Annotated in this window: 14 protein-coding genes; 2 read left to right on the top strand and 12 right to left on the bottom strand. The window is 43.2% G+C overall.

The window, feature by feature from the left end; genetic code table 11:
* Nucleotides 1-107: 107 nt before the first annotated feature.
* From TV75_RS11360 to TV75_RS11325, 7 genes are all read right to left on the bottom strand, one after another.
* On the bottom strand, nucleotides 108-626 hold the full coding sequence (locus tag TV75_RS11360; protein ID WP_044338843.1) for a hypothetical protein: 519 nt from the start codon (nucleotides 624-626) through the stop codon (nucleotides 108-110).
* A 118-nt stretch (nucleotides 627-744) separates the two neighbouring features.
* Nucleotides 745-1401 carry a hypothetical protein gene (locus TV75_RS11355; protein WP_052504531.1) on the bottom strand — a complete coding sequence of 219 codons (657 nt, stop codon included), beginning with the start codon at nucleotides 1399-1401 and terminating at the stop codon, nucleotides 745-747.
* 34 nt (nucleotides 1402-1435) lie between these two features.
* Nucleotides 1436-1621, bottom strand: coding sequence for a DUF4083 domain-containing protein (locus TV75_RS11350; RefSeq protein WP_044338842.1), 186 nt, complete (start codon nucleotides 1619-1621; stop codon nucleotides 1436-1438).
* 117 nt (nucleotides 1622-1738) lie between these two features.
* On the bottom strand, nucleotides 1739-2569 hold the full coding sequence (locus TV75_RS11345; RefSeq protein ID WP_044338841.1) for a glycerophosphodiester phosphodiesterase: 831 nt from the start codon (nucleotides 2567-2569) through the stop codon (nucleotides 1739-1741).
* A gap of 318 nt (nucleotides 2570-2887) precedes the next feature.
* A complete protein-coding gene (locus TV75_RS11335; protein WP_044338839.1) occupies nucleotides 2888-3415 on the bottom strand; it encodes a GNAT family N-acetyltransferase in 528 nt (175 codons plus the stop codon).
* A gap of 223 nt (nucleotides 3416-3638) precedes the next feature.
* Nucleotides 3639-4220: an AAA family ATPase gene (locus TV75_RS11330; protein WP_044338838.1), complete on the bottom strand. Its 582-nt coding sequence runs from the start codon at nucleotides 4218-4220 to the stop codon at nucleotides 3639-3641.
* 41 nt (nucleotides 4221-4261) lie between these two features.
* Nucleotides 4262-5533 (bottom strand): MDR family MFS transporter, encoded by a 1272-nt coding sequence (locus TV75_RS11325; RefSeq protein ID WP_044338837.1) that lies wholly within the window; start codon nucleotides 5531-5533, stop codon nucleotides 4262-4264.
* Nucleotides 5534-5631: 98 nt separating this feature from the next.
* On the opposite strand from TV75_RS11325, the gene TV75_RS11320 reads away from it, so the two are divergent.
* Nucleotides 5632-7353, top strand: coding sequence for an ABC transporter substrate-binding protein (locus TV75_RS11320; RefSeq protein ID WP_044338836.1), 1722 nt, complete (start codon nucleotides 5632-5634; stop codon nucleotides 7351-7353).
* Nucleotides 7354-7421: 68 nt separating this feature from the next.
* On the opposite strand, the gene TV75_RS11315 is transcribed toward TV75_RS11320, so the two are convergent.
* Together TV75_RS11315 and TV75_RS11310 are read right to left on the bottom strand one after the other, a co-directional pair.
* On the bottom strand, nucleotides 7422-7922 hold the full coding sequence (locus TV75_RS11315) for a YcxB family protein (protein ID WP_044338835.1): 501 nt from the start codon (nucleotides 7920-7922) through the stop codon (nucleotides 7422-7424).
* A 208-nt stretch (nucleotides 7923-8130) separates the two neighbouring features.
* A complete protein-coding gene (locus TV75_RS11310) occupies nucleotides 8131-9324 on the bottom strand; it encodes an MFS transporter (protein ID WP_044338834.1) in 1194 nt (397 codons plus the stop codon).
* A 628-nt stretch (nucleotides 9325-9952) separates the two neighbouring features.
* Between TV75_RS11310 and TV75_RS11305 the strand changes: the two genes are divergently transcribed.
* Entirely contained in the window at nucleotides 9953-10486 is a 534-nt protein-coding gene (locus tag TV75_RS11305; protein WP_044338833.1) for a GNAT family N-acetyltransferase, read from the top strand.
* Nucleotides 10487-10674: 188 nt separating this feature from the next.
* On the opposite strand, the gene TV75_RS11300 is transcribed toward TV75_RS11305, so the two are convergent.
* From TV75_RS11300 to TV75_RS11290, 3 genes are all read right to left on the bottom strand, one after another.
* Nucleotides 10675-11229 (bottom strand): GNAT family N-acetyltransferase, encoded by a 555-nt coding sequence (locus TV75_RS11300; protein ID WP_044338832.1) that lies wholly within the window; start codon nucleotides 11227-11229, stop codon nucleotides 10675-10677.
* Between the two features lie 39 nt (nucleotides 11230-11268).
* Nucleotides 11269-11493 carry a hypothetical protein gene (locus tag TV75_RS11295; protein WP_044338831.1) on the bottom strand — a complete coding sequence of 75 codons (225 nt, stop codon included), beginning with the start codon at nucleotides 11491-11493 and terminating at the stop codon, nucleotides 11269-11271.
* A gap of 67 nt (nucleotides 11494-11560) precedes the next feature.
* Nucleotides 11561-12268 carry a zinc dependent phospholipase C family protein gene (locus tag TV75_RS11290; RefSeq protein ID WP_044338830.1) on the bottom strand — a complete coding sequence of 236 codons (708 nt, stop codon included), beginning with the start codon at nucleotides 12266-12268 and terminating at the stop codon, nucleotides 11561-11563.
* Nucleotides 12269-12321 lie beyond the last annotated feature (53 nt).

The following is a 12321-nucleotide window of genomic DNA, read 5'->3' as shown; positions in this document are numbered from 1 at the left end:
AAAAGGTTCCAAATGATCCCATTTCCTTTATCCAGAGGAGACCACAGGGACAGGTTCCTTGGCTCTTTTTGGCAATAAAGCCAAGGGACCTATCCCTGTTAATCTACTTATTTCTCTTTGACCGGCAAGACAATTGAAGAAGATATGGAACCACCTATTTCAATAGCGATTCTCCATTGCCCACTGTCTGGAAACCACAGCGTCACTGGTTGTTCCTTCTCCCGGGAATGTGGCAGCGTTAGGGGTGCTTTTTTTCCATCTCCATCATGAGTGAATAGAAGGCGTACTTTATCGGCACCTACGGCTTTCTCAGGCAGTATCAGATTCGTTTCAACATTTTCTTCCTCCACCACAAATGAATTGTACTCGATGCTCCCCTTCTCATCACCCAAATACAAATTGCCTTCTGAAACAAAGTCCGGGCTGGTATGCCATTTGGCCCTCTCTTCCCCTGAAAAATGCAGGAATACGAAGAGCAGGACAAAAGCCAAGCAAGCGGCTTGAGCCTTCCAGAATCCATTGACTGTTTTAAATGAGTTCATCATTTCAGAGTATGGAGCCACCAGCTTTAAGATAAGAAACGCCACATTCAGGAAGAATAGCGCCACTGCGATAAACAAAAACATGAAATTCCCCCTTTCTGATCAAGCGATAAGATAGGTCATCTATATTTAGGTTATTCTAATAAAAGAACATACTGGTAATCCCCTTAGCCACGGTGCCGTCTCATTGATTCCCACTCCATCATTGTGTTCTGCCGATTAATTTCGTATGAACAGTGTCGGCCATAGTGAAATTATGATCGGCAAGGAACGTAACGGAATGCAGACGCGTCTCCTTTTTCTCACTGCTGCAAAAAATAAGGGTGCATTCTTCGTTCCCCATTGTCACTTTTCCATTCGTTTGTTCTGTCAGTTCAAAACCTAAAAGCCCGCTGACTAAGGCAGGGTCTTCGCGGAAATTCATGTGAATCTCCACAGCTTGTATAGATGGGTGTTTTTCTTCACTCACCACTTCCCGCCTTTTTTGTAGTTCGATCCGAAACTTCCAGGGAGTGGAGATGAACGTTCTTCGTTCGCCTTCATCTACCTTCCACTGCAGTTCTCCCGCCCTATTTATGATCTCTGAATACTCAGTATCCGTAACCAGGAAGCCAATATGGTCGAACATATCCCTTTTCCCGTGTCCAAATGTTAGATTGGTTTGACCTTTGACCATTTCAATTATTCTAAAACGAATGTCTTTATCTCTAAAATCTTCCCAGTTCAAAGGAGGATTGAATGTGTGCATTTCCCCATTGTACCGACCGACTCTTAACGTGGTTTCGAATCCTGACTGCCGATAAAAACTTTCCATCTCTTCCGCTCTGTCCGTCCACCAGTGATAGTGAAATAACTGCATCTTATGTCTCCTCTCTATACATCTTTTAGGCTGTTCAGCCACCCTTCTGCTTTTCCAGCAATTCAATGATTCTATCTAACTTCTTATTGATATCATCAGAAGCATGAACTTCTTTACGTCTATCGATGTTGATTCTTCTGATGAAAAGGGTAAAGGATACAGCTCCGAGTAGCAGTAATGAAAAGAAGACAAACTGAAAGAGTAAATCTCCAAGATACATGATGACCACCTTCTTTTTGGATAATTATACCACAAAAAAAGAGGATCTGACCCCAAGTGCAGAGGGTCAGACCCGAAAAAAAGAAGCAGCAGAAGCTACTCCCTTTTTATTAGAATATTAGTTTCTAGGATCTACATAATCCGGATAATCCGTAATGATCGCATCCACGTTCATGTCGAATAGAAAGTCTGCCGCTTCCTGGCTGCGCACCGTCCATGATCCAATTTGCATCCCTTGGGCGTGGACTCTATCCACTACTTCTTCTGTCACGATTCCGTAACTTGGGTTGAACCATTCTGCATAGGTTGAGATTTCTTCTAACGCTTCCGGTGTAGTAAGTGCACGGTTGGACGTTAACACACCGACTGGAACATGTGGAAGCAGCCCATCCATTTTTTTCATCGAGTCAAAATTAAAAGATTGAAGAATGATTTTTTCATTTTGAGGTTTGTCGAGATTCCGTTCTTTTAATGCTTCTGCCACTTGTTCTTCAATACCAGGGTAAAGTTCAGGGGCCTTTAATTCGATTAAGATTCCAACCTTACCGTGGTAACGATCAAGAATCTCTTCAAATGTCGGAATGGGTTCTCCCGCAAATGATTCTCCCTTCCAACTACCAGCATCAAGACCTTTAAGCTGTTCAAGTGTTAAATCTCCTACTTTTCCCGTTCCATCTGTAGTACGGTCCACCGTTGTGTCATGAATGACGACCAATTCACCATCTTTACTTCTCTGCACATCGATTTCGATATAATCCGACTTCATATCAACTGCCACATCAAAACCGGCAATCGTATTTTCAGGTGCATACCCTGCCGCCCCGCGGTGAGCTACATTGTCCACTTGCTTTCTTTCCCCTGCTGTCGGTTCTTCGGCAAACGCCTGACTAAAAGGGCTGAATAACAATGAAAAAGCAACCCCTGTACCAATTAGTAATTTTTTGTTCAATTTCTTCATCTCCTATCCTGAATATGTATTTCTACTTCAGTTTAGGAAAGGGATATTGAGTGAATATGTCGTTTAAAATAAGGCTTAATGAAGATTGTGTTAACAAAATTCGACCTTTTTTCTTACGATTTTTTACAATTGGTTGGAGGCTGGTGTGTTTGTGGTCAATAGTGCTTATTTGAAAATATTTCTGCGCTTGAAAGGTCATGGTAGACCCACCCGGGCCAGTAATTGATTCTCCGTGTCGAATTTTCTTTAAATAAATGATGGCCGCCCCCTGCACATTACTCTTACGTGCAGGGGGCCGGCCATCATACTCTATGTCGATCTCATCCTCCACTCCTCCTCCAGTATGCTCATCTCCCACAGACTCCAGTATTCGTCCCCATTTTTCCTGGCATCTCTCAATAATCCCTCTTTCGTGAACCCCGCCTTTTCGTAGCAGTTAATGGCAGGAGCATTAAAGTCGAATACACCCAGGCTTACCCTGTGTAAGTGAAGTTGATCGAAGGCGATGCGGAGGATTTCTTTCATCATCTGCTGTCCTACTCCGTTGCCTCTTGTGCTTTTGTCACCAACCAGTACTTTCCCAATTCTAGCCGATCGATTGCGACGATCGATTTTCCCGAGGGAGATATGACCAATGACCTTCTCATGATCCACTACTTTATATATCAGGGTTTCTGTCCCCTCTTGATTGGCGTTCTCTAGATACTTCTCCAGCTGGGGTTTATCCAATGGAAAATGAAATGCCGGACCTCCCCATTGCAGCAAAAACTCCGGTGATTCCACCCAATCGATCAGCTGATTGAAGTCCTGTTCCAAAAAGTATTTCAACTCTATCATTCTTGATTTCTCCTTTCTTTTGGAATAAAGGTCCCAATTCCCGGACAGTGAGACATAACCGCTAGTGAAACGTCATAGAAAATCGACCTGTTCCGATAATACATCCCGTTTGATCAACTTTCTATCCGGATTCGGGATAATTGATCCTGTTTCCTATTTTTTATCTTGGTTTCGATTGATTGATCCCGATTGGAAATAATCGATCCTCCGTGTCGAATTATCATTATTCCCAGGCAGTGTCCCCCTGCTCCAATTGAAACTCCCTGATCACCATCTCAGCGACTTCTTCTGCACTCAAATTTGTATTATTGATCTTCAAATATTTCTCTCGATCGATTTCTCCTTTATAAGAATTCAACCGGAGGCTGTCTAATGATTCAAGCAATCTTTTCTCAGAGTCTTCTATATTTCGCTTGGTTGGTTTATGCTGCAGACGGTTCGGTGTTTTGTTCCTTTCTAATCGTACGTCCAAGTCAGACTCCAATTCTACGAAATACACGTCTGCACCATTCGCTTCGAAAATACCTGTGACCTTCTCGACCCATTCCCAGTCCCCTTTTTCGTTGAATGCCCACATGAACGTGTAAATCATCCCGTACTCGTCACCTTTTGAATAGGCTTTAAAGATTTCTTCTCTCATCATATGACATATGCTCCACATTTCTTCACTGAATCCAAAGAACGGTTGGAGCAGTTCGATGGTCATATGGTTATGAAATAGTTTTAAGTCCGTCTTTTTCTCTAATTCCTGCCCCACCGTCATCTTTCCAACGGCTTGGGGTCCGAATAATAATATGAGTTTCAAAGATTTGCCCCCTTTATTTAAATAGATCAACCACGTTCACATTATTTGCCCACCGCAGCACTTGTCTTGATGACAGAAGCTTCCTTTCCAGCACTCTTTAAAGCGACTTTTGAAAAGAAGATCCCAAGGACGACGAGCCCTAAGAACCCGGCTCCCATCGCCATTCCACCAACGATGTTCCCGACAATCAAGCCTGCAGCACCGATCATCTTCCCGATTTGAAAGACCAATCCGTTCATGGCCATATAGGCTCCCCGCTTGCTGTCATCCACGATATCGGCCAGGAGTGATTGTCGTGTCGGTACATAGAGCAGTTCGCCAATGGTCAGGACGATCACGGAGAGGAATAGGGTGAGCGTATGGTTGCTGAAAGCCATGAAGAAATAACCCAGTCCGAAGAGGATGAATCCCGTGTACATGATGGGTTCCTCTTTCTTGCCAGTAATCCATTTTCCAACGACTGCCGTGAATAGAACGATCATCAATGTATTGACGACGGTCAGCAGGCTCAATAATCGGATCCCGTCCATATCGAATGAATACAGGTTGAACAGCTGTATGGTTTGAGGGAGTATTTCTTCCTCCAGCCTCACAGAAATGAAGTTATTCCGTTGAAATTCGATTGATAGAATCGCAATTCCTCCGAAGGTAAACGCCATGAACGTCCAGTCTTTCATGACCATGCTGTAGCTTTTCAAAAGGGGCTTGATCCCGTAAGTTCTTTCTTCTTTTATTTGATTGACTTGATAGGTATCTACGATTAACGCTGCCGTCATCCATAGCGTCACGATGCCCATAAGGAGTAGAACCGCAATCAATTCAAAGAAGTGATGTTCAAAGAACCATCCCCCGATCATCAGACCGATCATGATGGAGAAGTTCACGGCCCAATAATTGACGGAGTACATGAATGCCCTTGTTTCCTTTGTGCTGACATCGATCAGCATGGCTTCGGATGCAGGGTTGACCATCCCGGATGAAATGCCGATCACGAGCAACATGATAAAGGTGATCCACGGGGATGTATAGATTGGTGAATTGACTGCAAGCAGTCCGGCAAATGCACCGACCTTCATGACTTCACCTGCTACCATCAGCCGCTTCCTGCCGATGATGTCAGCGAGGAACCCCCCGTAAAGTCCGGCGGTAAACTGAACCGCGACTTGAATCAGAAGAAGGATCCCTGCAACGGATGCATTGATTTCCTTCGTGAAGTAGATGGCCATGAATGGGAAAACAGCTGAGCCCACTACCCGGCTTAAAAATGAAGTATAAATCCTGACTTTGATATTTGGGTGTAATGCTGAAAACATCGTATCATCTCCTCTATGCTTCCATTATGTGCTAGAAGAAAAGGGGTAAAAAGGGTACAATAAAGGAAATAATGTCCCCTTTTAGGAGGAGAATGGATATGAATGATCGCTATTTTGCCATGAGAGCTCATTTTCTCGAACGAGAAGTAAATGGCGAATGCTTCTTTAAATTAAAGGAGCTTGAAGAACGATGGTTTTGTTCGCTGAAGAATGTGAAAAGGATCCTGCACCAATTCGAGGAGTCTGGCAGGCTCACGTACCTTCCTGGTGCAGGGAGAGGAAATCCCTCGAAGGTAACGTTCAGACACCCTTTCCAGCAAGAAGTAGAAGATTTCATGAAAGACTGTATGGAAAACGGTAAGCTCGATCAGGCAGCCCAGCTCCTCAGACTTCCGATTCCGAAGTCATGGATTGCAAAGGTTTCTACGGATATCCGGGATATGTTCGGGCTCAAGCAGGGAACGGAATCCAAGGATGTGCTTCACGCGTTTATTTCAAGGGACTTCACCACCCTTGATCCCCTGAAGGTATCCATCTCATTTGAAGCCCATTTAATTGAATACCTGGGAGATAACCTCGTCAAATATGATGCAGGAGAAGACCGGATCCTCCCCCATATCGCACACCATTTCGAGTCTGTTGATGAAAGGAAGTGGATCTTCCACTTGAGGAAAGGAGTTTATTTCCATCATCAGGAAACACTGACAAGCAAAGATGTCGCCTATACCGTGGAACGGATCAAAAACAGTGATGAATCCTCCCATCAATGGCTTGCAGAGGATATTGAAACAGTGGAATGCCCTGGTCCTTATAAAGTCGTCATCACATTGAAAAAAGAAAATCCATTTTTCCTCAGATACATCGCATCGCCCAACTTTTGCATTCTTCCTTCCAGTCAGTCTTTCAATGAAGAGGAATGGATTGGCACCGGTCCCTTTTTATTAAAAGAGCGTTCAGAAAACAAAGTGGTGCTCGAAGCATTTGACCGCTACTTTCTTGAACGGCCCCTCCTGGATGAACTCCATTTTTACAGAGTGAGTCAGGATGCCGCCACCATTGTGGATTTCACTGTACAAAATCCACCGACAGAAGAAGTGTTGAGTAAGCATGAACTTGAAACAGGCTTCCGGTTCCTCATGTGCAACATGAGAAGACGAACCGTGATCCAGCACCCTTCCATCCGAAAGGCACTGTATCATCTGATGGATATCAACAGGATGGCTGAGGCCCTCGGATGGGAGCATTGGGTGGAAGCAAGCAGCTTCGTGAATACACGGTCCTCGCCTCAAGCCAGGGACCCGGAAGCCATCCTCCCCCTTTTGGAAGAAGCGGGATATAACGGAGAGCCGATCACACTTTATTATATGTACTACCAGAAAGCTTTCGAGGTTGCCGATTGGTATAAAAGGCAGGGTGAAGAATATGGAATCAACTTCGTGCTGCATCCGTTTACTTTTCCTGATTTCTATCTTCGGGAAATGGACCGGGAAGCAGACCTGATCTTCATGGGCGAGGTTTCTTCCCTGGATCCCCACCTGTCGTTCCTTGCTGCCTTTTACAACGACACCCTTCTATTTAGAAGGATGTTCCCCCTCGAATCCCTGGAATGGATCGACGGGAAACTCGAGATCTTCAAGCAGGAAGAGGCGGAAAACAGGGAGCGGATCATGGCGGAAATCGAATCACATATCCGTGAGAATAATCTATTACTCTTTCAGCATCATCCGATTAAGACAAGGACCTTCCACCCCATGATCAAGGATGTGAAATTCCATTCGTTCGGGCATTTTGATTTCTCTAAGCTTTGGATTCCACGGTAGATAATCCACTCGGCCCACAATTAAATGCCGGGGGCCGGCCCCACGTTTCTTTCATATGGAGAAGATGTTTATTTAAAGTGAATGTTCTTTGAATCCATGTTTTCAGTAACGACTTTCTTAAATGAGTCCATGTCCATTTGAGACTTGAAGAAACGTTCAGGAAGAGGAATCGCTTTGTTTTTGGAAAGGTAAATCAAAAATATCCGTTTTTGGCCCTGAACTTTAAGGATATCCGTCCATTCAAAATAACTGGTGGATCTCCCTCTGATCTGGGTGATGCCGTTTTCGTCAAAGTGGTATGTATAGTCCCTCTTCATTAATTGATCACTTTTAAACTCCTTGATTCCTCTCCATCTTAGAACGACCTTTGCCAAAAGAAACAAAAGCAAAGTGGCTACTGATGAAAAGATCAAGTTAAAGACGGTTACAATGACAACGTCCAAGGCGTTCTCCAAACCTGAAGAAGTCGTCCAGGCAAAAACTAAGAAGATGAGAACAAAGTATAACAAAGAAATGATCCGGAGCGTCCTCTTGGTGTGGAGAGCATTGAATAACTTATAATCATCCAACGTCAATGCACCCTTCAATGATAATAATGGCTCTGTTTTTTCGTTTACACTGCTGATAATAAATCCCTCTTTCTGTTACATATATCCCATACACTATAACATAGTATGCTATTTTTTTTGGGATAGAAGAAGTTGCCGGTCAGAAATAAAAATCATCTATCCTGCAACAAAATAAGGAGCTCCTCAACTAAATGAGAAGCTCCCTATCTTAACTCTTTCTTTCTATTTTAAGCCTTTCAACAACCAGATACCCACCTGCAATCACGAAAAAGAGTAGCAGCAGGCCGGCAAATCCGTCGGTAAATCCTGTACGTTCGATGGCGAATCCGAATAACGGGAAGCTGATCATGATGACGAAGCTTTCCATTAACCCGATCAACGAAAGAAAAGTAGATCTGATGTTGCTCTTTAGAAAGCCTTGCACAAATGAGCTAAAGATTGGTTCGAACAGACTCAGGAGCTGCGCAAGAATCAGAAATGATAACAGGATCGCCCAGTCTGTGGCAAAGATAAACAGGATGAAAAAGAAGAGAAAAAGACCTAAGCCATAATATAAAATATTGAAAAACTTAAATCGTGCCTCCACCCTGTAAGCGACCTTCGCCATCACGACGCCCAAGAGTCCTTCGATCGTAAACACAGCTCCGACGACCACAGGGGAGTAGCCTAATTGAATGAAGTATTCCTGTCCGTAAAACACCATGATCACCATGACGGCACTCGCTAAGACAAACAGCACAACCGGCTGGTGAATCACCGTATTATTTCTCCAAACCGCAACACCTAATTTAAATTGATGAACCCACTGGTTATACCAGCGCCCGCCAATATCCTCCGTCTTTTCACGTACCGGCTCCTTCATGAAAAACAGTGGAATCAAGGCCAGGATATGGGTCAGAATGGTAGCACCATATACCCATTCCCAGCTGATCTCGGCCATGAATCCCCCGAGGAATTTGGCAAGGCTTAATGATAAGAGGGAAATCGCCGTCATACTTCCAATCACCCGTGTATAATCCTTTTCACGTTTCTCATCTTTCAACGTATCATAAGCAAATGCCTGCTCGGCACCCGAATGGAAGGTGACCATGAGCCCCATGGATAAAAAGGCCAGGGTAAACATCGAAAACGAGCCGCTCATCAGCATGAACAACCCATAAAGAAGGCTGAACACATTCCCGATCACCAGGCTGACCTTTCTCCCATACAAATCAGCGATCATCCCGGTCGGAACCTCAAACAGGACAATGGCCAAATGGAGGAACGCCTCCAATATGCCGATCTCGCCGAAGGTCATCCCCTTATCCCCAAGGTAGATGACCCACAACGCCCGGTCAAAGAACAACTGGGCAAAAAAGAGATAAAAATACAGCAGATATATATTGTTTTTTGTTTTCATCATTTTATTTCGTCCTCTCTTAAACACAAAGTTACTAGAAAAGCGGAGGCGGCTTGCCCAGAGGCGACAAGCATAAGATGGACATGCCGGAAAGGCGTTTTTTGCCTTTTTGGCATGTTTAGCTTATGACCTCGAGCCTCTAGCCACCGCAGCTAGATCAAAAAAGCCACAGGGAATCATTCCCTGTGGCTTTCGCTATTTTCAGGAAATCATACGTACGTTCACATGATTGAAATTTTAGCTGAAAAAGGACAGACTTGTCCCTCGGATGGCTGAAATTCCAAAAATAGACATCATGAAGACAAGATATTTTTTCTCAGCTTTGATGTCTAAAGTGAACGAATGCATGAATTTTCCCTCCTTTATGTTTAAGATCCTTTTTTATTATATAATTCTTTCCAGTCCCGGACAAGCAATCCTTGACCCGGATTTCCCCACTTAATAAAATAAGGACATAGCAAAATAGTATATATAATTTGTACCTGGTACATTTGAGGTTCATTGTACCAGGTACAAATATGATGGTTTGTGCCTGGTACAATTTTGGCTGTTGGTACCAGGTACAAATCGAGTTTACCATTTATAGCAATACTCAACCCGATAAATCGAATGATAGAATAGGAGACTATGAATGGATATCTTCATCAGACAAGAACGCCCTGAAGAATATGGCAAGACAGAAGAAATGACGAAGCAAGCATTTTTACATGAGGAATATAGCAATAAAAAAGAGCATCTGCTTGTAAGAAACATCAGAAAATCAGATGCCTTTATTCCCGAGCTTTCATTGGTTGCCATCAATCATCGCAATGAACTGGTCGGTCACATCCTTTTATCTAAAATCACGATCGTAGACCACGATAAAGTTGCAGACTCCTTGGCACTTGCTCCCGTGTCTGTAGCTCCCCACTATCAAAATAAAGGAATCGGTAGCCAATTAATTCATGCAGCCCTTGAAAAGGCTAAGGAAATCGGTTATCATTCCGTGATTGTGTTAGGGCATAAAGACTATTATCCGAAGTTTGGCTTTAAGCGAGCGGCATTATGGAATATCAAGCCTCCGTTTGAAGTACCGGATGAAGTATTTATGGCCATTGAATTAACGGAACGTTCTCTTGAACATATAGAAGGTGTCGTTCATTATTCGGAAGCTTTTTCGGAATAAAGTCAGGCTGTCCCGGGACAGCCTTTTTTCTGTTCGAAATACAGGGCATAAAAAACACTAAAATGCTCTTAAAATAACATTGCTTCAACATAAGCCTGCAAAATGATATTGTTCGATTTTTCCCCTCTAAGAAGCGCGGTGCCGGTTCTCTTCGATCCGAAGCGGTACACCACCGCGCTCCACATCCATTATTTTGAATTAAGATAATAGATCAGATGATCCGTCCACTCACCAAACTCATAGATAAACCCTTTCCTCATACACTCAAACTTCATTCCGGTACTTTCAGCCAGCTTGATGGAGGGTATGTTATCAAGGTTGATATGAGCTTCGATACGGTGGAAATTCAGATCATTAAAAGCCATATTCAATGCAGCTTTCACTGCCTCTTTGCCGTACCCTTTCTTCCAATGCTGATTATGTATGGTGTAACCTATCCTGCCCCATTGAAAATCATTCCTTGATAATGTTGAAAAGTCCACCATTCCCAGGTGCTTATGATCTGCTTTTCTGAAAATCCCGAAAACGTGAGCAATATCGTTACTGGCCAGTTCTTGGTGTTTCTTCACCAATTGATCGAACCATTCTTCCGTGCATTCGCTCATATCGATCTTTCCTTCATCGTGCCTGCTGGAGGAAGCAGATCTGCTTTCGAATTCCGCAAGCCAGTTATGATAATCAGCAACCTTCAATGGTCGTATAATCAATCTTTCAGTCTCTGAACTAGTCGCAAAAACGTTCAACTAAACACCTCTTAATCTACTTTTTCAATAAAATCCCCACTACAATAAAAACCAAATGACTAGGCTCAAACCTACGATGACTAAGCCGATTGTTTTCTTATAAAACTGTAAGCCGTAACCGACTAAGAAAAGAAGGAGGGCTCCCCACTTATAGTGATAAGACACCCGGATATTTTCAGCAATGTATCCTATCCAGGTGGCAAACGCCAAAAATAATACCAGCACAGGCAGTAAAAGGTTCAAGCTCGCCCAGAGAAATCTCATATGTACGTCCCCCTTACACAGGTATAGCTTTAGTTCCCCACCTCGATTGCAATTATTGCAAACACTCTCATCCTTCACTCACTGATAATTGTCGCTTATCCCATAAAGTCTCCTCATCAAAAATTGCTTGTAGATGGGCTACTAACTTCTCGGTCGTCTTGTCAACAAAGTGAGAAATTTCATCGGGGGTTAAGTAGTCAAATCTATATGTAGGATCCAAAGCGAAAGCATAGGAATCGCCTAAATAAAAATCAGTAATCCGTTTAATCTGTTTTGAAATCTGTCCTTCAGGAAAAATGTCCAGATAATCCGGGAAACTCTTAATATGTTGAAATACATGTTGAAAAATCGTATCCTTATTCTCATTTACATACACAAAATCAGAACCATACCAATCGCTTTTTATCTTTCTGGTGTATTCAGGTGTTCCGAGTATGTCTTGATAATTGGGCTCTTTCTTTTTTTGCCGATGTAGATGGCTCCATTCCACATCGGTTACGAGGTGAAGATAATACCCTAAATAAAATGAGAAGCGTGGGCTGGCAAAATCGATTCTATCTTTCATTATGTACTGATCCAGAAACAGGTCTGGATTGATTCCCCCATCCAGTTTAAAATGGGTTACTCTTTTGTCAGGAAAAAATTCTCCCGTGACTTCATCAGGCAATCCACAATCAGGTCCGATATTACCTACTACAAACTCTTTTTCAGATACCAGTAAGCCCCTATTCAGCAAATTCTCTGCAATTCTGAAATGTACCATCCAAGTCGCCATTTTCTTTCATCCCCCTTTTACATTCACTGTCTTATTCATTAGTCCCGGATGGG

The organism is Rossellomorea aquimaris, from assembly GCF_000935355.1.
GTDB lineage: Bacteria > Bacillota > Bacilli > Bacillales > Bacillaceae_B > Rossellomorea > Rossellomorea aquimaris_B.
This window is presented reverse-complemented; position numbering and strand designations above follow the sequence as displayed.

Excerpts from the sequence above, each read along its gene's own strand:
- TV75_RS11325 (WP_044338837.1), bottom strand. The coding sequence starts at position 5,533 with ATGTTTTCAGCATTACACCCAAATATCAAAGTCAGGATTTATACTTCA.
- TV75_RS11320 (WP_044338836.1), top strand. The coding sequence starts at position 5,632 with ATGAATGATCGCTATTTTGCCATGAGAGCTCATTTTCTCGAACGAGAA.
- TV75_RS11350 (WP_044338842.1), bottom strand. The coding sequence starts at position 1,621 with ATGTATCTTGGAGATTTACTCTTTCAGTTTGTCTTCTTTTCATTACTG.
- TV75_RS11335 (WP_044338839.1), bottom strand. The coding sequence starts at position 3,415 with ATGATAGAGTTGAAATACTTTTTGGAACAGGACTTCAATCAGCTGATC.
- TV75_RS11310 (WP_044338834.1), bottom strand. The coding sequence starts at position 9,324 with ATGATGAAAACAAAAAACAATATATATCTGCTGTATTTTTATCTCTTT.
- TV75_RS11360 (WP_044338843.1), bottom strand. The coding sequence starts at position 626 with ATGTTTTTGTTTATCGCAGTGGCGCTATTCTTCCTGAATGTGGCGTTT.
- TV75_RS11295 (WP_044338831.1), bottom strand. The coding sequence starts at position 11,493 with ATGAGATTTCTCTGGGCGAGCTTGAACCTTTTACTGCCTGTGCTGGTA.
- TV75_RS11355 (WP_052504531.1), bottom strand. The coding sequence starts at position 1,401 with ATGCAGTTATTTCACTATCACTGGTGGACGGACAGAGCGGAAGAGATG.
- TV75_RS11290 (WP_044338830.1), bottom strand. The coding sequence starts at position 12,268 with ATGGCGACTTGGATGGTACATTTCAGAATTGCAGAGAATTTGCTGAAT.
- TV75_RS11305 (WP_044338833.1), top strand. The coding sequence starts at position 9,953 with ATGGATATCTTCATCAGACAAGAACGCCCTGAAGAATATGGCAAGACA.